We start from the raw sequence: 20436 nt of genomic DNA on the forward strand, positions 1-20436 counted from the left end.
TGCCCGTCTCCGTCGAAGCCCCCGCGCTGCCCTTCCGCATGTTCGCGGTGCAGGTCGCCGCGGTGCAGACGATGTGCCCCAGCGTCCTGCGCGTGACGTTCACGGGCGACGACCTGGACCGCTTCGCGGACAACGGCTTCGACCAGCGCATCAAGTTCTTCCTGCCGCTCGAGCACGCGTCCTACGACGAGCTCCTCTCCCTGAAGCAGAGCGACGACTGGTACGGCCGCTGGCGCGCGATGCCCGACGACCGCCGCCACCCGATCCGCACGTACACGGCCCGAGGGGTCCGCCAGGAGGTTCGCGAGGTCGACGTCGACATCGTCCTGCACGGCGACCTCGGGCCGGCGTCCCGCTGGGCCCTGTCCGCGGCCCCGGGCGACGACCTCGTGATCCTCGGCCCCAACGCCGAGGCCGCCGGCCCGCACGGCGGCGTCGACTTCGTGCCCCCGGCCCACACGGACCGCCTCCTCATCGCCGGCGACGAGACCGCCCTGCCGGCCATCGCGGGGATCCTCGAGCGCCTGCCCGAGGACGCGCGCGGCGAGGCCCTCATCGAGATGCCGCTCTCCGGCGACCGGCTGCCGCTGACGGCCCCGCCCGGCGTGACGGTGCGCTGGTACGGCCGCGACGGCCGCGCCCACGGCGAGCTGCTGATCCCCGCCGTCCAGGCCGCGTGCGCCCGCCTGCTGCCCGGCCAGGCGCCCGCGCCGGACGTCGAGCTCGAGGACGTGGACATCGACGAGGGCCTGCTGTGGGAGGTGCCGGTCGACGAGTCCGGGGCGCCCCTGCGTGCCGACGCCGCGCTCTACGCCTGGCTCGCCGGCGAGGCGGCCGTCATCAAGACCCTGCGCCGCCACCTGGTGGCCGAGTGCGGCGTGGACCGCAAGGCCGTGGCGTTCATGGGGTACTGGCGGGCGGGCCGCTCCGAGGCGAGCTGACCGTGCTGGTCGGGTGCCCCCTCTCTTGCCGCGGGCGCCCGACCGACGGACACTGAGCGGGTCCCTTCTGGTCGGAGGTGCTCGACGTGCGCGACGACTCCACGTTCCCTGACGTTCTTCCGGTGCTTGCCGTAGGGCACCATCGGGACCCCCGCGACGGGGGCTGTCTCATGGAGTGGGTGAGCCTGCTCGCCGGAGAGCGCTGGAGCGACCACCCCGCGTGCACCCACCCCCTGCTGGCCCACCTCGCCCGGGCGGTGAACGACCGCGTGAGCGACGCGTCCCGTGGCGCGCTCATGGACCTGCTGCCGATGCTCACCGGCGCCCGGAGCGACGACCCGTCGTGGTCGCTGGAGATCGCCGCGGTCACCGTGCGGCACGCCCTCCGGCGGGCGGGCGCGCAGGACGGGCGCGAGCTCGCCGTCGCCCTGCTGACGCTCGACCGCCTGCTCGGGCCGACGGACGGGCGCGCACCGGCCGACATGCGAGCGTCGACCACCGACGCGCTCGCGACCGTCCCGGCGGCGGCCGCGTGGGCCCGGGAGTTCACGAGCGCGATGGGCGCTCCGCGGCACGTCCGCGGCCTGACGCGCGGGATCGTCGACGCCTCGATCGCGACCGTCTCCGCGGCCTCCGACGCCGACGACGCCCTCGTCGCGATGCTCACCGACGCCGTCCTCACGTGCCGGGACCTCGCGCACGCCGATCATTCTCGCGGGGCGACGCCGGAGACGGTCCGGTCGAGCGCGCGCACCGCCGAGCGGGAGCTCACGCCCCGCTGACGATCACCAGCTCGTTGCCCTCGGGGTCGGCGACCCGCCAGCGACCGTCGGACTCGTCGAGGAGCCGGCCACCGGCTGCGACGGTCGCGGCGAGGCGCGTCCGCGCGAGGTCCGACGGGACGGCGAGCTCGACGTGGGTGCGGTTGCGCTGCCGGAGACGCTCCGTCTCCGACGTGTCGATCTCCTGGAGCATGAGCACCGGGTTCAGGCGCCGCGGATCGTCGATGTCGATGACCCAGGCGCGCCGGTCGAGGGTGTACCCGAGCGCGGCCACCCAGAACGCGCGGACCGCGTCGATGTCGGCGGCGTCGAGGACGAGCTGTGCGCAGCGCGGCAGCCCGGGGTCCGCCGTCGCCCCGAGCTCGCGGGCAGCGGTCTGGAGCTCCTCGGCGAGGTCGGCGAAGTCGAGCTCGAGGCCGTGGGCGTCCTCCTCCCACAGGTCCTTGCCGGTGTCGAGGATCACGAGGCCGGGACGCAGGTCGACCAGCAGGGGGAAGCCCGCGTGGTCGGCCAGCGCCGCGGCTGCGGCGGCCAGGTCGCGCTGCTGCGTCGGCGAGGTGGTGCGGTAGCACGCGATCGCGCTGAACACGGCCTGCCAGTCGGCCGTCCCCGCCCTCTCGCTGAGCGCGTCGCCCGGCACCAGGTCGACCTCGTTGCCGTCGGGATCGACGTGACGGACCCCGAACGGTCCCGACGCCTCACCGAGGCCCGCCTGCTCGACCTCCGCGGCGGGCCGCACCACGTCGACGTGAAAGCGGTTGCGTAGCGGCCGTGACTCGGTCGACGGCCGGATCCGCAGCGCGGGGTCGCGCCGCAACGGATCTTCCAGACCTCCGTCCGCCCCAGGCGGCGGGTAGTCCAGCGCGCGCTGCCAGAACGGGATGACCTCGGACGGGTCGGGGGACTCGAGCACGATGCTGAGGTGCTGCAGCGCCGCGGGATCCGCGGCGAGCCCGAGATCCCGGGCGGCCGCCGACACACCCTCGGCGTGCTCGTCCGAGTCGACGCGCACCCGCACGCCCGCCGCGCGCAGGTCGACCACGATCTCGGCCGACAGCTCCACGACGCGACCGGCCAGCGCGGCTCCCGCGGTCAGCGACGGCGCGTCGAACCAGGCTGTCGTCACGCCGTCGATCACTCGCCAGTCCGTCGTGTTCGGCACGGTCGAGTCCCCCTCTGTCGGATAGCGGTCAGGTCCCGGCTCAGGCCGGCGGGATGTTCTGGTTGAGCCGGAAGACGTTGTCGGGATCCCAGGCCGACTTGACCTGCTGGAGGCGCGCGAAGGTGGCGGCGCCGTAGGCCCGGTGCACGCCCGCGGCGCCCTCGACCCCGAGCGCGTTGACGTACACGCCGACGCTCCACGGCTCGATCGTCGCGGCGAGGCGCCGGCAGGTCGCGGCGTGTCGCTCGTCGTCGGCGGGGTCCTCCCACTTGGCGCCGACGTCGTACTCGAACCGCGTGTCGCGGTGCGCGAAGGCCGTCGCCCCCGGGTCGACGTCGGCGATGGCGCCGCCGTAGGCGACGAGGCTCGCCGCGCCCACGTCCGCCTCGGCGTGGGCCAGGAACGCCTCGAGCGCCGCGTCGGGCAGGTCCCGGACGTAGTGGCTCTTCGCGTAGCGCCGGAAGCCGTACGACGAGCCGACGTCGGACTGCCGCTGCAGGTCGAGGTAGCTGATCGGCGCGACGCGCCGGGCGAGGGCATCGCCGAGGCCGTCGAGCCGGGCGACCGTCGAGGCTGCGTCATCGGGCGGGCCGACCCAGACGAACCCGAGCGTGAGCGGGCTCCCGGCGCGCACCTCCGCGAAGAGCGTCGCGCGCCTCGGCGCGTCGTCGGACCACGCCAGCCACGCCCGGAGCGCGTCGAGGCCGACCGCCGGGTCGAGGTCCACCTCGGCGACGAGGGCCTGGGTGCCGACGTCGTGCAGCGTGAGGTCGAACCGCGTGACGACGCCGAAGTTGCCGCCCCCGCCGCGCAGGGCCCAGAAAAGGTCGGGGTGCTCGTCGGCCGTCGCGCGGACCAGCTCGCCGTCCGCGGTGACCACCTCGTACCCGAGCGCGTTGTCGCAGGTCAGGCCCACCTGTCGGCCGAGCCAGCCGACACCCCCACCGAGCGCCAGCCCGCCGATGCCGGTGTGCGACACGATCCCCGCCGTCGTCGCCAGCCCGAACGGCTGCGTGGCGGCGTCGAGCGCCCCCAGCAGCGCCCCGCCCTGCACCTGCGTCGTGCGGGACTCCGGGTCGACGAGGACGCCCCGCATCCGCGAGAGGTCGATCATGAGGCCGCCGTCGGGTACCGCCCACCCCGCCGCGCTGTGCCCGCCGCCCCGCACGCCGAGCGGCAGACCGAGCTCGCGCGCCACGCGGACCGCAGCGCGCACGTCGTCGGTACCCGCGCACCGGACGACGTACGCGGGCCGACGGTCGACGGCGCCGTTCCAGACGGCGCGCGCGACGTCGTAGTCGGACGAACCAGGGACGAGGACCTCGCCCTCGAACGTGGCGGGCAGTGCTCCGGCCGCGGGCATGTCACGACTCTGGCGGCTCCCGGGCTGGTCTGCCAAGGGGAAACCGGCCCGAAAGTCGCACGCGGAGGCACCGCCCGTGGTTGGGTGCACGCACACGATCAGCGCCGATTGCGTCGAGGAGTCACCGGCATGACGACCAGCAGCCCGAGCCTTCCCGCGGGCTTCCTCTTCGGTGCCAGCACCGCGTCGTACCAGATCGAGGGGGCCGCGACCGAGGACGGCAAGGGCCCCAGCATCTGGGACACCTTCACCGCCGAGCCGGGCCGGGTCGTCGACGGCTCCAGCGGGGCCGTGACGTGCGACCACTACCACCGGTGGCAGGAGGACGTGGCGCTGATGCGGCGGCTGGGCCTCGACGGGTACCGGTTCTCGATCGCGTGGCCGCGCATCCAGCCGACCGGCAGCGGTCCGGTGAACCGGGCCGGCCTGGACTTCTACGACCGGCTCGTCGACGGCCTGCTCGACGCCGGGATCAGCCCCATGGCCACGCTGTACCACTGGGACCTGCCGCAGGCGCTGGAGGACGACGGCGGCTGGCTGAACCGCGACACCGCGCTCCGGTTCGGCGAGTACGCCGCGATCGTGGGCGACCTCCTGGCGGACCGCGTGACCCACTGGTGCCCGGTCAACGAGCCGAACGTGGTCACCCTCAACGGCTACGGCGACGGGTCCCTCGCTCCGGGGAAGGCGCTCGTGTACGGCGCGCTCCCCGTGGCCCACCACCTCCTGCTGGGGCACGGGCTGGCCGTCCGGGCACTGCGCGCGTCCGGCGCGGGCCAGATCGGGACCGCGACCAACCACCTCCCGGCGTGGCCGCTCTCGCAGAGCGAGGCCGACCTCGCCGCGGCCGCCCAGCTCGACGTGCTCTGGAACAGGCTGTTCGCCGACCCGGTGCTGCTCGGCCGGTACCCGGAGGGCCTCGGGGAGCTCATGCCCGGCCCGGTCGCCGAGGACCTGGCGACCATCTCCCAGCCGCTCGACTTCTACGGGCTGAACTACTACAACCCGCAGGGGGTCCGGGCGGCCGCGGAGGGCGCACCGCTCCCGTTCGAGGTGGACACCGTGCCGGGCTACCCGACGACGGACTTCGGCTGGCCGGTGGTGCCGGCGGCCTTCACCGACCTGCTGGTGGAGATGACGCAGCGGTACCCGGCGATCCCGCCGATCATCATCACCGAGAACGGCTGCTCCTCCGGGACGGGGCCGGACGAGCACGGGGTCGTCGACGACCAGCCGCGGATCGACTACCTCGACTCGCACCTGACGGCCGTCGCCGACGCGGTCGCGCGCGGCGTCGACGTCCGCGGCTACTACTGCTGGTCGCTGCTGGACAACTTCGAGTGGGCCGACGGCTTCACGCAGCGGTTCGGGCTGGTCCACGTCGACTACGACACCCTGGTCCGGACGCCGAAGCGCTCCTTCGACTGGTTCGCCGACGTGATCCGCGCCCACCACGGGGCGGCGTCGTGAGCGTCCCGACCCAGCCGGTGGACCGCGCGCTCGCGGAGCCGACCGCGCGCACGTCCCGGCTGTGGGTCACCTGGCTGGTCCTGGCCAGCATCGGCCTGTGGTCCGGCTTCTTCGGGCCCATCCAGGTGCTGCTCGCGCAGCAGGCCGAGGCCGTCTCGCCCGACAGCAAGGAGGCGGTCCTCGCCCTCGTCACCGGCGTCGGCGCGGCGGTGTCGATGGTGCTGAACCCGGTGTGGGGCGCGTTCTCCGACCGCACGGTGTTCCGGCTGGGCAGGCGCCTCCCGTGGATCGTCGGCGGCGCCGGTGTCGGCACGATCGCGATGCTGCTGCTCGCCCGCGCCGACAGCGTGGCGACGATGGTGCTCGCCTGGGCGCTGGCCCAGGCCGGGCTCAACGCGATGCTCGCCGCGATCACGGCCGTCGTCCCGGACCAGGTGCCCGAGCGTGAGCGCGGCGTCGTCGGCGGTGTCCTCGCGATCGCCCAGACGGTGGGCGTGATCGCGGGGTCGGGCGTCGCCGCGGCGACGGGCAGCATCGCCGCGGGGTACCTCACGCTGGCCGCCGTGCTCGTCGTGACGACGTTGCCGTACGCCCTCGACTCGCGCGACATCCCCCTGCCCCGCGAGCTTCGGCCGCCCCTGGACTGGCGCGCGTTCCTGCGCGGCTTCTGGGTCTCGCCGCGCCGGCACCCCGACTACGGCTGGGCCTGGATCACGCGGTTCCTCATGAACCTCGGCAACGCCCTCCTGGTGCTGTACCTGCTGTACTACCTCACCGACGCCGTCGGCCTGCCCGACCGCGAGGCCGAGAACGCCGTCTTCACGCTCACCGCCGTGTACGGGGTCTGCACGGTGGTCACCGCGTACCTCGGCGGCCTCTGGTCGGACCGCCTCGGCCGGCGCAAGGTGTTCGTCATCTGGTCGGGCCTGATCACGGCCGCCGCGCTGCAGCTGTTCGCGCTGGTCCCGACGATGCCGGCGGCCTATGTCGCCGCGGTCGTGCTGGGCATCGGGTTCGGCGCCTACACGGCCGTCGACTTCGCCCTGATCACCCAGGTGCTGCCCGAGGCGAGCGCGCGCGCCAAGGACCTCGGCGTCATCAACATCGCGAACACGCTGCCGCAGGTGCTGGCCCCGGCCATCGCGGCCGGGGTCATCGGCGTCGGCCTCGGCTACCGGGGGCTCTACACGCTGGCGGCCGTCGTGAGCGTGCTCGGCTCGATCCTCGTGGTGCGGATCCGCGGCGTCGCCTGATCAGGAGCGTGTGCGCCTCGGCAGGGCGAGCGCCGCCACGAGCGCGATCGCGGCGAGCGCGGTGGCGGCCCAGAACAGGGCCGACGACCCGGCCGCCACCGCCGCCCGGGCGGCCGCCCCCACGGTGGCCGGCAGCGCCGCGAGGGACTCGGGCGTGAGCGACGCGGCGTCGACGCTGCTGGGCATCGCGTCGGCCACCGTGCCGGAGAACAGCGCGCCCAGCGCGCCCGCGCCGACGGCGGCACCGATCATCCGCATGAAGCCCGCCGCACCCGTGGCCGCCCCGACCTCGCCGCGCGGCACGGAGTTCTGCACCAGCACCATGGGCGTCTGGAACAGCAGGCCGATGCCGAACCCGGCCAGCACCATGTAGGCCGCCGTGAGCGGGCCGGACGTGTCCACGGTCATGGTCGCCAGCAGGGCGGTGGCGACCACCAGCAGCGACGTGCCCAGCACCATCGTCGGGCGGAACCGCGCGGGACTCGTCGTGAAGCGGCCCGTCAGCACCCCGACCACGATCGCGGGCAGCAGCAGCGGGAGGAGCAGCAGTCCGCTGTTGCTCGCCGAGTGGCCCTGCACCAGCTGCAGGAACACGGGCAGGTAGTTCATGGCGCTCGTCATGACGGCGCCCATGCCCAGGGCCAGCACGACGAACGAGAGCACGACCGGGCGGGCGCGGAACAGGTCGAGCGGGAGGACCGGGAGGGCCGCCCGGCTCTCGATCACGACCAGCGCGCCGACGGCCACGGCGGCGACGAGGAGGACGCCGAGCACCTGCCACGACCCCCAGCCGTACCGGTGGCCGCCCCAGGTCGCCGCGAGGACCAGCCCGGAGCTCGCGAACGCCACGGCGACCGGACCGGCGACGTCGACCCGGCCGCCGCGGGGGCGGGCGGGAAGCCGGACGAAGGCCAGGACGCCCGCGATCGAGGCCAGCACGAGCGGCACGTTCAGCAGGAAGATCCAGCGCCAGCCGAGGTGCTCCGTGATGACGCCGCCGACCCACGGCCCGACGATCATCGACACGGGCGCGATCGCGCCGAGGATGCCTTGGTAGCGGGCGCGGCGGTCGGGCGGCGCGACGTCCGCGACGACCGCGAGCAGGCTGGTGAACGTCATGCCTGCCCCGAGGCCCTGGAGTGTCCGCGCGCCGATGAGGACTCCCATGCTCGGCGCCAGGCCCGTGAGGACCGAACCGACGCCGAACGCGACGAGCGCCACGAGGAGGAGCGGGCGCCGGCCGAACATGTCGCCCAGCCGGCCGGCGACGACCGTGCCGATCGCCATGGCGAGCAGGTACGACGTGGTGATCCAGGCCAGGCTGTCGAAGCCGCCGAGGTCACCCGCGATCGTCGGCAGCGCGGTCGCGGCGACCAGGGCGTCGAGCTGGAGGGGGACGAGCGCCAGCACCAGGCTGACCATGATGAGGGCGAGCCGGCGGGGGCTCAGGGGGCTCGGACCGCTGTCCGGGGGCCGTGGCATCGTGTCGGTGGTCATCGTTCGCTCACTTACTTGTCGACCGGCTAGGAACGAGGTCGAGAGTAGTCCTGGTTGCTTGCCGGTCGTCAAGTAGGCTTGCTGAGAGCTGTCACAGAAAGGAGCGGTGCCGATGCCCCGCGACGGGAGCGCGACCCGGGAGCAGATCGTGGCGGTGGCCATGCGCCGGTTCGTCGAGCACGGCTACGACAAGACGTCGCTGCGCGAGATCGCCGACGAGGTCGGCGTCACCAAGGCGGCGCTGTACTACCACTTCCGCACCAAGGAGGACATCGTCGGCAGTGCGATGTCCGGGTACTCCGAGCGCTTCGAGGAGCTGGCGTCGTGGGCCCGGACGGAGCCGCCCGGCCGCCCGCGCGACGAGCAGCTGGTCGACCGGCTGCTCACCCTCGTGCAGTCCGACGGCGGGATCATCCTGCGGTTCGGGCAGACCAACCCCGCGGTCGTCGAGCGCAGCGAGTTCGGCGGGATGCAGCTCGGCGTGCTGCGCACCCTCGTGTCGGCCATCGCGGGCGACGACCCCACGCCCGAGGCGTCGCTGCGCGCCACGCTGCTGTTCGCGGCGCTGATGCTCGGCGCCGTCGGAGGGGAGTCGCCGCTGCCGATCGGCGGTGACCAGGCCGCCCGGACCGCCGCCGCGCGCGCGGTCGCCCTCGACCTCCTGGCTCCGATCACGGCCGCGTAGCGTGCCCCCCCGATCGCCCCTGCCGGCGCGGCACGGTCTGAGCGCCGCGTGGCTGCGCACCCCGGACCGCGACCGCGCCCGCGCCGACGAGTGGTCGACGATGGGCGACTGGCTGCGGGACCGGCTGCCGTCGCACGTCGACGTCGGGGGCATGCTGGAGGAGGGGCGGTTCGTCGGCGAGGACGGCCGGGCCGTGCGCGCCGACGACCCCTACGGCCCGCACCGGTTCGTGTGGTTCCACCGCGACCTGCGGGAGGAGCCCGAGGTCACGGCGCCGATCCACGTGGTGCACCGCGACGAGCGCCTCGTCGTCGTCGACAAGCCCGCGTTCCTCTCCTCGATCCCGCGCGGGCGGCACGTGCGCCAGAGCGTCGTCGTGCGGCTGCGCGCCGAGCTCGGTCTCCCGGACCTGTCCCCGCTGCACCGGCTCGACCGGGTCACGTCGGGCCTGCTGATGCTCGCGACGGAGCCCAGGTGGCGCGGCGCCTACCAGTCGCTGTTCGAGCACCGGGCGGTGGACAAGACGTACTGGGCGCTCGCGCCGCTGCGCGACGACCTGACGTTCCCGCTGACCGTCCGCAACCACCTCCACAAGGAGCGCGGGTCGTGGCAGGCCGAGGTGGTCCCGGGAGCCCCGGTCAACGCAGAGACGCGCATCGAGCTCGAGTCGGCGGCGGACGGTCGCGGGGTGTACCGGCTGACACCCCGCACCGGCCGCACCCACCAGCTCCGCGTCCACCTCGACGGGCTGGGCATCCCGATCGTCGACGACCCGCTCTACCCCGAGGTGCTGGACGTCGAGGTCGACGACTTCAGCCGCCCGCTGCAGCTGCTCGCCGGGGAGCTCGCGTTCACCGACCCCGTCGACGGCACCCCGCGTCGGTTCCGCAGCGTCCGGCGCCTCCCGCTGACCGCCGGGGACTGAGGAACGCCGCCGCCCCTCAGATCGGCCGTCTGCCGCGCGGTGACGCGGATCCCTGCCTACGCTCGGACTTTCGGACGAGCGACGGAGGACTACGCATGAAGAGGGTCGTGTTTCTCGCCGGCGTCGGCACCGCGTATCTGTTCGGGACGCAGTCCGGCCGCCGGCAGCTGGCGAAGTTCAAGGGGTGGGCCACCGACGTGTGGCAGGACCCCCGCGTGCAGGAGTACGTCCAGGAGTACGAGGGCAAGGCGACCGAGTTCGCCAAGCAGCAGGGCGCCGCGCTGTGGGAGAAGGCCGTCGACACCGCGACGGGTGCCATGTCCGGGTCCACGACGAAGTACGACAAGGACGAGGTCGTCGTCGAGCCCCTCATGGACGCGGACGACGCCAACCCCGGGCGGCCGTGATCCCGACGCCGCTGCCGGCGGCGCCGGGTCAGGAGTCGGTCTGGGACTACCCCCGGCCGCCGCGCGTCGAGCCCACCGCCGAGCTGGTCGTGGTGACCCTCGACGGGCGGCCCGTCGCCTCGACCACCGACGCCGTCCGCGTGCTGGAGACCAGCCACCCGCCGGTCTACTACCTGCCGTTCGACGCGTTCGAGCCCGGCGTGCTCGAGGCCGCGGTCGGGTCGTCGGTCTGCGAGTACAAGGGCGTCGCCGGCTACGTGTCGGTGCGGGTCGACGGCCGCCTGCTGTCCCGCGTCGGCTGGACCTACCCGGCTCCGCTGCCGGGCTACGAGGTCCTCGCCGACCGCGTCGCGCTCTACGCCGACGACCTCGACTGCACCGTCGACGGCGAGCGCGTCCAGCCGCAGGCCGGCGGGTTCTACGGCGGCTGGATCACGTCGCGCGTCGTCGGCCCCTTCAAGGGATCCCCGGGCTCCCGCGGCTGGTGACCGTTGACATGTGACTAAATAGTCACCTATCGTTTTCGGTATGGACGAGGACCTGGTGTTCAAGGCACTTGCGGACACCACCCGTCGGCACCTGCTCGACCAGCTCTACGCGCGTGACGGCCGCACGCTCACGGAGCTCGAGGAGGGCCTCGACATGACCCGGTTCGGGGTCATGAAGCACCTCAAGGTGCTCGAGGAGGCGGGCCTCGTCCTCACCCGACGATCGGGCCGGGAGAAGCTCCACTTCCTCAACGCCGTCCCGATCCAGCAGATCCACGAGCGGTGGATCGACAAGTACGACGTGCGCGGCGCCGAGCGCCTGCACGCGTTGACCGACCTCAAATCAGCCCTGGAGTCCACCATGAGCACCACCGACACGGCCACCACGACCGTCCTCGTCAACCGCATCTGGATCAAGGCCGACACCGCGACGGTGTGGCGCGCGATCACCTCGCCCGAGTGGAACGACCGCTACGGGTACAAGTGCGCCAGCACCTACGACCTGACCCCCGGCGGCGCGTTCAGCACCGAGCCGTCCGCGGCGATGATCGAGTTCGGCGGCGCGTCCGCCGGGCAGCCGATCGTCGACGGGGAGGTCGTCGAGGTGGTGCCCGGCAGCAAGCTCGTCCAGACGTGGCGCACCCTCTGGGACGCCGAGGCGAGCACCGAGGGCTTCACGCGGCTCACCTACGAGCTGGAGGAGCGCGGCGAGGGCATCACGCAGCTGACCGTGGTCCACGACGTCACCGGTGCCCCGCGGACCGCGTCGCTGGTCGCCGGCGACCTGCCGCAGTTCGGCGGCGGCTGGCCGCAGATCCTGTCCGACCTCAAGACGGTCCTCGAGACGGGCGCGTCGCTCGAGGCCTGACGACGACGGCGCCGGGCCGGTCGCCCACGCGACCGGCCCGCCGCCGCGCCAGCCACGCCCGCTCCGCCGGGCGCGTCAGGCGTCCAGCAGGCGGAGTGCCTCGTCGGCGACCTGGTCCGGAGTCCCGTGGACCGGCACGTTCACGCCGTCCTCGTCGGGACCCAGGGGCTCGAGGGTGGCCAGCTGGCTCGCGAGGAGCGTGGCCGGCATGAAGTGGCCCTGGCGGACCGCGAGCCGCCTGGCCAGCTCGTCGGCGGGGACGACCAGGTGCACGAAGCGGACGCGCCCCTCGGCGGTGCGCAGGACGTCGCGATAGGAGCGGCGCAGCGCGGAGCACGTGACCACCGTGGAGCCGCCCGCGGCCGTCATCGCGTCACGGATCGCGAGCAGCCACGGGGCGCGGTCCGCGTCGGTCAGCGCCCGGCCCGCGTGCATGGCCGCCACGTTGGCCGCCGGGTGGAGGTCGTCCCCCTCGATCATCGGCCGGCCGAGCCGCTGCGCGAGGATCGCCGCCGTGGTCGACTTCCCGGTCCCGGAGACGCCCATGACGACGAGGTGCTCGATCGCGCTGCTCACGGCCCCAGCGTGGCACGGCGACCGACCCCGCCGACGACGCCGCCCAGCCCGAGAACGTCACGTCGCCGCGAGAACGGCAGCTCACGGTGACGTTCTCGCGGCGAGGTGACGTTCTCGCGGGCGGCGGACGGTGAACGGGGCTGCGGGGTGCGTCGCTCGGGCAACTAAACTCGCCCGATGCCCTCGTTCGTCGTCGACACGACACCCCTGCGCGCCAGCCCGGCGTTCCGGCGGCTGTGGTGGGGGCTGTCGATCTCGAACCTCGGGGCGCAGCTGACCGTGGTCGCGGTGGGGCTGCAGGTCTACGCCCTCACGCAGTCGACGGCCTCCGTCGGCATCCTCGGGCTCTGCGCGCTCGTGCCGCTCGTGTTCTTCGGCCTGTACGGCGGCGCCATCTCCGACCACTACGACCGTCGGATGGTCGCGCTCATCGCCTCGTTCGTGGCCTGGGGCGCAACGATCGGGCTGGCCGTCCAGGCGTGGTCGGGGAACACGCAGGTCTGGGTCCTGTTCGCGCTGGTCGCCGTGCAGTCAGGCGCGTTCGCGGTCAACGCGCCCGCGCGGTCGGCGATCATCCCGCGGTTGCTCGACCCCACGCTGCTGCCCGCGGCGAACGCCCTGCAGACGCTCGGGTTCAGCGTCGCGTTCACGGTCGGGCCGCTGCTGGGCGCCGCGCTGGTGGCCGCGTTCGACTACGGCGTCGCGTACACGCTCGACGCGCTGCTGTTCACCGCCGCCCTCGCCGCGGTGTTCCGCCTGCCGGCCCAGCCGCCCGAGCACTCCGAGACGCGCCGCGAGCGCGCCGGGCTCGCGTCGGTGGTCGACGGCTTCCGGTACCTGGGCACGCAGCGGAACGTGCGGATGACGTTCGCGGTGGACCTGGTCGCCATGATCACGTCCTCGCCGCGCGTGCTGTTCCCGGCGGTCGGGCTGGTCTACCTGGGCGGGGGCGCGACGACGACCGGGGTGATGGCTGCGTCGGCCGCGGTCGGCGTGGGCCTGGCCGGACTGTTCTCGGGCGGCCTGACCCGGATCCGCTGGCAGGGCCGGATCATCGCCGTGGCCATCACGATCTGGGGCCTGGCCATCGCCGGGTTCGGCCTGGTCCTCGTCCTCGCCGGGCAGTCCCACCCCGACCAGGTCCTCTGGCTGGCGCTCGCGATCGCCGTCCTCATGCTCGTGGTCGCCGGGGCCAGTGACGCGATCAGCTCGGTGTTCCGCCAGACGATCCTGCAGACCGCCACGCCGGACGACATGCGCGGCCGCCTGCAGGGCGTGTTCATCGTCGTCGTCGCGGGCGGCCCGCGGCTGGGTGAGGCGCTGCTGGGCGGGGCGGCGGCGAAGATCGGTGAGGGCTGGGCCGCGGTCATCGGCGGCTGCCTCTGCGTGGTGCTGCTGTGGGTCCTGGTCCGCACGCAGCGCTCGTTCTGGGACTACGACGCGCGGCACCCCGTCCCCTAGGGGCGGGGCACGTTCCGCAGGTTCGAGCGCGCCATCGCCATGACCTCGCCCAGCCCGCCGCCGAGCACCTCCTTGCTCATCGCGGCGGTGAACCCCGAGACCTGCGCGCGCGTGATCTTCGGCGGCAGCGACAGCGCGCGAGGGTCGGTGACCAGGTCCACCAGCGCGGGACCGTCGTGCGAGAAGGCCTCGCGCAGGGCGGCGCGGATCGCCGTGGGCTTCTCGACCCGCACCGACGGGATGCCGACCGCCGACGCGATCGCGGCGTAGTCGACCGGCGGGGTGTCGGTGGCGTACGAGGGTAGGCCGTCGACGAGCATCTCGAGCCGGACCATGCCGAGCGTCGCGTTGTCGAAGACGACGATCTTGACCGGCAGGTCCAGCACCTTCACCGTGATGAGCTCGCCCAGGAGCATCGACAGCCCGCCGTCGCCGGCCATCGCGACGACGTGCCGCCCGCCGCCGGAGAGGGCCGCGCCGATCGCGTGCGGCACCGCGTTGGCCATGGACCCGTGGAGGAACGAGCCGATGACCCGACGCCGGCCGTTGGGCGTGATGTAGCGGGCCGCCCAGACGTTGCACATGCCGGTGTCGACGGTGAACACGGCGTCGTCGGGCGCCTCCTCGTCGAGCAGCACGGCCGCGTACTCGGGGTGGATCGGCTCGGTGTGCTCGACGTCCTTGGTGTACGCGCCGACCACGCCGCTCATCGCGCGCTCGTGCTTCTTGCGCATCTGGTCGAGGAACCGGTGGCTCTTCTTGGGCGTCACCAGCGCGAGGAGCGCCTTCGCGGTCTCGCCGACGTCCCCGAGCACCACGAGGTCGTTGCGGGTCCGCCGCCCGAGCCGGGTGGGCTCGATGTCGACCTGCGCGGTGCGGACGCCGGACGGCAGGAACTGGTCGTACGGGAAGTCCGTGCCGAGCAGGAGCAGCAGGTCGGCACCCTCCATCGCGGACTGGCACGCGCCGTACCCGAGCAGCCCGGACATGCCGACGTCGAACGGGTTGTCGACCTGGATGTGCTCCTTGCCGCGCAGGCTGTGCCCGACCGGCGCGTTCAGCACCCGGGCGAGCGCCAGGACCTCGGCCCGGGCGTGCCGGACCCCGGCCCCGGCGAAGATCGTCACCTTCCCCGCGGCGTCGATCGCCTCGGCGAGCGCCCGCACCGCGCCCTCGTCGGGAACCACCCGGGGTGCCGGCGGGGGAGTGAGCACGTCGACGCCGGCGTCGGGGGCCTCGAGGTCCGCGACGTCGCCCGGCAGCGTGAGCACCGCGACGCCCGGCCCCCCGTAGGCGTGGTGGATGGCCGACCGGATGACGCGGGGCGCCTGCGCGGCCGTCGAGATCATCTCGGAGAACACCGAGCACTCGAGGAACAGCCGGTCGGGGTGCGTCTCCTGGAAGTACTGCGTCTCGATCTGGGCGCTCGGGATGTGCGAGGCGATCGCGAGGACCGGGACGCGCGAGCGGTTGGCGTCGTAGAGCCCGTTGATGAGGTGGAGGTTGCCCGGTCCGCAGGACCCGGCGCAGACCGCAAGCCGACCGGTCAGCTCGGCCTCGGCCGCCGCCGCGAAGGCCCCGGCCTCCTCGTGCCGGACGTGCACCCACGCGATGTCGACGCCGTCCTCGCGCGCCCGGCGCACGGCGTCCACGACGGGGTTGAGGCTGTCGCCCACGATCCCGTAGATGTGCCGGGCGCCGGCGGAGACCAGCTGGGCGACGAGCAGGTCGGCGATCGAACGGCGTCGTGCCACGGGGGACCTCCGGGTGTGCTGGGCGGTCCGCCCATCGTCGACCCCGGCCGCCCGGGTCGCACCTCAGGCCAGCGCAGCCAGCGCCGCGTGCAGGTTCGCCGTGACCGTCGCGCGGTGACCGTCCACCCAGTCGCCCTCGAACCTGCGCGGCGTGATCTCGATCGCCATCACGAGGCAGTGCCGCATGCGGTACAGCTCGAGGCGCGTGCGAGCGGACGGGCTGGTGACGTCCAGCCCGGCGCCGTACCCCTCGAGGAGCGCGGGCGGCGGGGGGTCGCGGCGCATCTGGTGCAGGCCGACCAGCTCGAGCAGGGGATCGCCCCAGAGCGCGCGCTCCGGGTCGATGACCCCGACCAGCTCCCCGGTCTCGGGCACGACGAACAGGTTCCCCGCCCAGAGGTCCGTGTGCACGAGCGCGGGTCGGTCGACGGCGTCCAGCAGGTCGGCGTGCCGGGCCACGGCCGCGCGGACCGCTTCCGCGGGCAGGTCGACCGACCACCGCGCGGCGTCGGCGAGCAGGTCCTCGACTATCCGCTCGAACGCGCCCCGCCAGCTGGGTGCCGGCGCCGACGGGTAGCCGAAGGCCTCGCCGGTCAGCCCGTGCAGCGTCGCCATGACGGCGCCCAGGTCACGCATGGTCCGCGGGTCGTCGTCGGCCAGGCCCGAGTCGACCATCGGCACGCCCGGGAGGTGGCTGACCACCAGCACGTCGCTGGGCAGCAGGGTGCGCGAGAAGTCGGTGAGCAGCACCCGCGGCATCAGCAGCTCCGGGACCGCCGACGCGAGGCCGTAGACCATCGCCTCCGCGCGCAGCAGGTCGCGCTCGTAGGTCAGCAGCTGGTCGGTGCCCACCGGCGCGGTCTTCACGACGACCCGCGAGCCGTCGGTCATCGTCACGCGGTAGGTCGTCGCGAACTGGCCGCCCGTCAGCAGGTCGGCGGAGGCGAGGGAACCGAGCGGACGGACCAGCCGGCGGAGGGTGTCGATCACGGCTCGAGTTTTCCGACGGAGCGAGCCGGTTCGACGGCTTCCGCGACCTCGCACGCCGCGACGGCCGCACCGCCGGTCGCCGACGGCGAGCCGGCCTCGACGGAGTCGTGGACGTGCTCGCCGGCGTCCCCCCGCAGCGTGCGGAACGCCGCGAGCGTCGCCACCACCGCGAACCCGGCGGCGATCACGACGACGAGGAACCCGGCGTGGGATCCGTTCGCGTCGATCTGCGCACCCGCGATCGAGGACCCGACCGACACCCCGACGCCCAGGGACGTGCCCACCCAGGTGAGCCCCTCGGTCAGCCGCTCGCGCGGGACGAGGTCCTGCACCAGGCCGTTGCCGTTGATGAGCGTGGGCGCGATGGCGAACCCGGCGACGAACATCACCGCGGCGAGCGCGACGAGCGAGTGGACGAGGAAGAAGAAGCACACGCCGATCGCCAGAGCGACGACGCCGGTGGCGAACCGCAGGTGCAGTGGCCGCTTCCACTGCCTGGTCCCGTAGAGCAGCCCGGAGATGAGCGACCCGAGCGCGAAGATCGCCAGGATGATCCCGGCGGAGCCCTTCGACCCCGACTCGTCGGCGAACGCGACGGTGGACACGTCGGTGGCGCCGAAGATCGAGCCCATCGCCACGAACACGATCGCCAGCACGATCATCCCGGGCCGCGCGAGCACCGAGCCGCGCGGGCGGGGGCTGCCGGCCGGGGCGGGCGGGGGCTCGGTACGGCGCAAGGAGAGGAACCAGTAGCCGCCGACGATCATGGCGACGAGCGGGACGACGAGCCCGGCGGTCGGCGCGACCCCGGTGGCCAGCAGCGTCGCGAGCACGGGCCCGACGATGAACACCAGCTCGTCCAGCGCCGACTCCAGCGAGTAGGCCGTGTGCATGCGGTGCGGGTCGTCACCCAGCACGCGGGCCCACCGCGCCCGGACCAGCGACCCGAACGAGCCGATGGCGGCGCCCGTGACGACCGCCGCGAGGTAGAGCCACGCCTCGTGGGCCCGCGTCGACGCGGCGACGATCAGTCCGACCAGGCCCACGGCGGCGATCGCGACCGCGGGCTGCATGATCCGCGACTGCCCGTGGCGGTCGACGAGGCGGGCCAGCTGCGGGGAGCACAGCGCCTGCGCGACGACGTAGACCGCGGACACCCGGCCGGCCAGCCCGTAGGAGCCGTAGAGCGAGGAGACCATGAGCACGATGCCGATGCCGACCATCGACATGGGCAGCCGCGCGAGCACGCCGGCGCCGGAGAAGGCGAGGGCCCCGGGACGCGTCAGCACGTCGCGGTAGGGCTGGAGCATGTGGCCAGTGTGTCATCAGGTCTACCGCCGCGGCCCGGCGTGCCCCACCATCGAGGCATGACGGACGTGCAGGTCAGCGACGCACCCGACAAGCACCGCTTCGAGGCGCGCAGCCCCGACGGCGAGCTGCTGGGGTTCTCGGTCTACGACACGATCGGCCCGACAGTGGTCTTCACGCACACCGAGGTGGACCCGAAGTTCGAGGGCCAGGGGATCGCGTCGACGCTGGTCCAGGGTGCGCTGGACGCCGTCCGGGCGAGCGGCCGGGACGTCGTCGCGTTCTGCCCGTACGTCAAGGCGTGGATCGCCCGGCACCCCGATTATCAAGATCTGGTGCGGCCCGTCCAGCGCTGACGCAGCCTGTTCAGGAAGCCGTTACATCCGTTACATCCGTTTACACAGAGTTTTCCTGAGCCCCTAGGTGATGTCGCCCCCGGCGTGCACAGTGGCCGTACCGCTCCAGAAGAGGGCGGAACTCGCAGCCGTCGCGCCGGGTCGAACCTGACCCCGCGACCTTCCGACGAGCAGGTAGACCCGGTCCACCGCGACCGACGCCCCTGCCGTCCTCGCTGCATCGTCAACGGCGTCGGTCAGCTGTCCCGTGCCCGCACACGGCCACTTTGGGGTACCGACATGTTCGTCTTCGTCCTACAGCTCCGGGAGATGTTCGCCGGACAGTCCGAGATCTACCTCTTCGCCTTCTTCTCGACGCTCGTCTGGGCCCTATGGATCGTCAAGGTCGTGCTGTCCCGCCGCTACCGGCCCGTCACGGCCCCCTACGAGGTCACGACGAGCGTCGTCATCCCCGTCGTCGACGAACCGCTGGACCTGTTCCGCTCGGTGCTCGCGCGGATCGTCGCGCAGCGCCCCGACGAGGTCATCGTCGTCATCAACGGCGCCGTGAACACCGCGCTCGAGGAGGTCAGCGACGAGTTCGCGCCCCTGGTCCGGTGGGTGCACACGCCCATCCCGGGGAAGCGGAACGCGGTGATGATCGGCACCCAGATGTCGACGGGCGAGATCACCGTGCTGGTCGACTCGGACACGGTCTGGACCGACGGCACCCTGCCGGAGCTGGTCAAGCCGTTCGCCGACGCGTCCGTCGGGGGAGTGACCACGCGCCAACGGATCCTCGAACCCGAGCGGTCGTGGATCACGCGGTGGGCCGACTGGCTGGAGAACACCCGCGCGCTCTACTCGATGCCTGCGCAGTCCGCGCTGGGCCAGGTCGGCTGCCTGCCGGGCCGCACCATCGCGTTCCGACGCCGGATCCTCATGCAGGTCATGGACAAGTTCATGAACGAGAAGTTCCTGGGCGTGTTCCTCGAGGTCTCCGACGACCGGACGCTCACCAACCTCACGCTCAAGGCGGGCTACCGGACCGTCTACCAGTACTCGAGCCTCTGCTACACGGACGCCCCGCTGCAGGTGAAGAAGCTGTTCAAGCAGCAGCTGCGCTGGGCGCGGGGCAGCCAGTACAACACCCTGCGGATGCTGCCCTGGATGCTCGGCCACGCCCCCGTGCTGGCGGTCTTCTTCCTCGCCGACATCCTGCTGCCGTTCCTGCTGCTCGGGACCATCCTCGGCTGGGTCTACCGGTCGGTCTCCCACACGGGCACCAACCTGTACGAGGCGATCCTCGAGACCTACACGGGCCTGAACGGCTGGGTCTGGGTGGTCGCGCTGATGATCGTGTCCTCCGTGCTGTCGATGTCCATCCGGCAGATCCGGCACCTGCACGAGAAGCCGTCCGACTTCTTCCGGCTGCCGATCTTCATCATCGTCTCGACGTTCTTCCTCATGCCGATCCGGATCCTCGGCTTCGTGCGCATGGCGCACGCCAGCGGCTGGGGCACCCGCGCCGGCGCGTACGGCGGAGGCCCGGAGAACGAGGACCTCATGGCCGAGCTCGAGTCCGCCGGCGACGGCGCGCCCGTCGACCTCGTGGACCGGGTCGACGGCGGCCACGCCCTCCAGACCGAGGTCCGCCGACGCCGCACGGCCGAGGCCACCACCACCCCGACCCCCGCCCGCCGACGACTGAACCCGCTCGCCGCGGTGCCGTACGGCATCGCGCTCGCCCTACTGGCTCTGGAGGCGCTCGCCTATGTCTGAGCACACCAAGAACCGCATCCTGCACGCCTCGCCCCGCGCCCGCCTGGCCGCCTTCGCCGTGGCCCTGGCGCTGCTGCTGGTGTCGGCCGTGGTCTGGCTGTCACCGTCCACCGCGCAACCGACCGCCGAACCCAAGAGCGCGGAGCAGATCGCGCTCGAGAAGGAGAACGCCGAGCTCAAGTCCGCCCTGGCCGCCCGCACGGACGAGGTCGACGACCTGACCAGCTCGCAGCAGAAGGCGGCCGCCGAGCGCGCCGCCGGAGCCGCCAGCGGGGAGGCCAAGGCCGCCGCCGAGAAGCAGGCCGCCGCCGCGAGCGGGCAGCAGAAGGCGGCCGCCGAGCGCGCCGCCGCCGCGGAGTCCGGCCGGCTGAACGCCGCCGCCGCGCGGT

General features: G+C 73.2%; 19 protein-coding genes and 1 pseudogene. 13 read left to right on the plus strand and 7 right to left on the minus strand.

The window, feature by feature from the left end; translation table 11 throughout:
* The first annotated feature begins 38 nt into the window (after positions 1 to 38).
* Positions 39 to 941, plus strand: coding sequence for a siderophore-interacting protein (locus AC1DT4_RS03465; RefSeq protein ID WP_477088391.1), 903 nt, complete (start codon positions 39 to 41; stop codon positions 939 to 941).
* Between the two features lie 170 nt (positions 942 to 1111).
* Complete coding sequence (locus AC1DT4_RS03470) at positions 1112 to 1723, plus strand: hypothetical protein (RefSeq protein ID WP_477088369.1); 612 nt, start codon at positions 1112 to 1114, stop codon at positions 1721 to 1723.
* Here the strand turns inward: AC1DT4_RS03470 and AC1DT4_RS03475 are convergent.
* A complete protein-coding gene (locus AC1DT4_RS03475) occupies positions 1710 to 2885 on the minus strand; it encodes a VOC family protein (RefSeq protein ID WP_477088370.1) in 1176 nt (391 codons plus the stop codon). The genes AC1DT4_RS03470 and AC1DT4_RS03475 overlap by 14 nt on opposite strands.
* 40 nt (positions 2886 to 2925) lie before the next feature.
* Positions 2926 to 4248, minus strand: coding sequence for an FAD-binding oxidoreductase (locus tag AC1DT4_RS03480; protein ID WP_477088371.1), 1323 nt, complete (start codon positions 4246 to 4248; stop codon positions 2926 to 2928).
* A gap of 129 nt (positions 4249 to 4377) precedes the next feature.
* On the opposite strand from AC1DT4_RS03480, the gene AC1DT4_RS03485 reads away from it, so the two are divergent.
* A complete protein-coding gene (locus tag AC1DT4_RS03485) occupies positions 4378 to 5718 on the plus strand; it encodes a GH1 family beta-glucosidase (RefSeq protein ID WP_477088372.1) in 1341 nt (446 codons plus the stop codon).
* Positions 5715 to 6971: an MFS transporter gene (locus tag AC1DT4_RS03490; RefSeq protein ID WP_477088373.1), complete on the plus strand. Its 1257-nt coding sequence runs from the start codon at positions 5715 to 5717 to the stop codon at positions 6969 to 6971. Before AC1DT4_RS03485 ends, AC1DT4_RS03490 begins: the two co-directional genes overlap by 4 nt.
* On the opposite strand, the gene AC1DT4_RS03495 is transcribed toward AC1DT4_RS03490, so the two are convergent.
* Entirely contained in the window at positions 6972 to 8468 is a 1497-nt protein-coding gene (locus AC1DT4_RS03495) for an MFS transporter (RefSeq protein ID WP_477088374.1), read from the minus strand.
* 112 nt (positions 8469 to 8580) lie between these two features.
* Here AC1DT4_RS03495 and AC1DT4_RS03500 point away from each other — a divergent pair, with 112 nt between their 5' ends.
* From AC1DT4_RS03500 to AC1DT4_RS03520, 5 genes are all read left to right on the plus strand, one after another.
* A complete protein-coding gene (locus tag AC1DT4_RS03500; protein ID WP_477088375.1) occupies positions 8581 to 9153 on the plus strand; it encodes a TetR/AcrR family transcriptional regulator in 573 nt (190 codons plus the stop codon).
* A gap of 1 nt (position 9154) precedes the next feature.
* Positions 9155 to 10078, plus strand: coding sequence for a pseudouridine synthase (locus tag AC1DT4_RS03505; protein ID WP_477088376.1), 924 nt, complete (start codon positions 9155 to 9157; stop codon positions 10076 to 10078).
* Between the two features lie 95 nt (positions 10079 to 10173).
* A complete protein-coding gene (locus AC1DT4_RS03510; RefSeq protein ID WP_477088377.1) occupies positions 10174 to 10485 on the plus strand; it encodes a YtxH domain-containing protein in 312 nt (103 codons plus the stop codon).
* Entirely contained in the window at positions 10482 to 10973 is a 492-nt protein-coding gene (locus AC1DT4_RS03515; RefSeq protein WP_477088378.1) for a DUF427 domain-containing protein, read from the plus strand. The genes AC1DT4_RS03510 and AC1DT4_RS03515 overlap by 4 nt, the downstream gene beginning before the upstream one ends.
* Positions 10974 to 11013: 40 nt before the next feature.
* Positions 11014 to 11841, plus strand: a complete 828-nt coding sequence (locus tag AC1DT4_RS03520; protein WP_477088379.1) for an ArsR/SmtB family transcription factor — start codon at positions 11014 to 11016, stop codon at positions 11839 to 11841.
* Positions 11842 to 11916: 75 nt separating this feature from the next.
* Here the strand turns inward: AC1DT4_RS03520 and AC1DT4_RS03525 are convergent, their stop codons facing one another.
* A complete protein-coding gene (locus AC1DT4_RS03525; protein ID WP_477088380.1) occupies positions 11917 to 12417 on the minus strand; it encodes a gluconokinase in 501 nt (166 codons plus the stop codon).
* 177 nt (positions 12418 to 12594) lie between these two features.
* On the opposite strand from AC1DT4_RS03525, the gene AC1DT4_RS03530 reads away from it, so the two are divergent.
* A complete protein-coding gene (locus AC1DT4_RS03530) occupies positions 12595 to 13878 on the plus strand; it encodes an MFS transporter (protein ID WP_477088381.1) in 1284 nt (427 codons plus the stop codon).
* On the opposite strand, the gene AC1DT4_RS03535 is transcribed toward AC1DT4_RS03530, so the two are convergent.
* The 3 genes from AC1DT4_RS03535 to AC1DT4_RS03545 all read right to left on the minus strand — a co-directional run bounded on the left by AC1DT4_RS03535 (position 13875) and on the right by AC1DT4_RS03545 (position 17932).
* Positions 13875 to 15632 (minus strand): pyruvate dehydrogenase, encoded by a 1758-nt coding sequence (locus AC1DT4_RS03535; RefSeq protein ID WP_477088382.1) that lies wholly within the window; start codon positions 15630 to 15632, stop codon positions 13875 to 13877. The genes AC1DT4_RS03530 and AC1DT4_RS03535 overlap by 4 nt on opposite strands.
* Before the next feature lie 63 nt (positions 15633 to 15695).
* Positions 15696 to 16622: a phosphotransferase family protein gene (locus AC1DT4_RS03540; protein ID WP_477088383.1), complete on the minus strand. Its 927-nt coding sequence runs from the start codon at positions 16620 to 16622 to the stop codon at positions 15696 to 15698.
* Positions 16619 to 17932 (minus strand): MFS transporter, encoded by a 1314-nt coding sequence (locus tag AC1DT4_RS03545; RefSeq protein WP_477088384.1) that lies wholly within the window; start codon positions 17930 to 17932, stop codon positions 16619 to 16621. The genes AC1DT4_RS03540 and AC1DT4_RS03545 overlap by 4 nt, the downstream gene beginning before the upstream one ends.
* A 57-nt stretch (positions 17933 to 17989) precedes the next feature.
* Between AC1DT4_RS03545 and AC1DT4_RS03550 the strand changes: the two genes are divergently transcribed.
* From AC1DT4_RS03550 to AC1DT4_RS03560, 3 genes and pseudogenes are all read left to right on the plus strand, one after another.
* A complete protein-coding gene (locus AC1DT4_RS03550; protein ID WP_477088385.1) occupies positions 17990 to 18286 on the plus strand; it encodes a GNAT family N-acetyltransferase in 297 nt (98 codons plus the stop codon).
* Between the two features lie 279 nt (positions 18287 to 18565).
* Complete coding sequence (locus AC1DT4_RS03555; protein WP_477088386.1) at positions 18566 to 20047, plus strand: glycosyltransferase family 2 protein; 1482 nt, start codon at positions 18566 to 18568, stop codon at positions 20045 to 20047.
* Positions 20040 to 20436: pseudogene (locus AC1DT4_RS03560) on the plus strand (glycoside hydrolase family 26 protein); the annotation flags it as partial. The gene AC1DT4_RS03555 and the pseudogene AC1DT4_RS03560, both read left to right, overlap by 8 nt.

Source organism: Cellulomonas sp. P4_D11, from assembly GCF_056401915.1.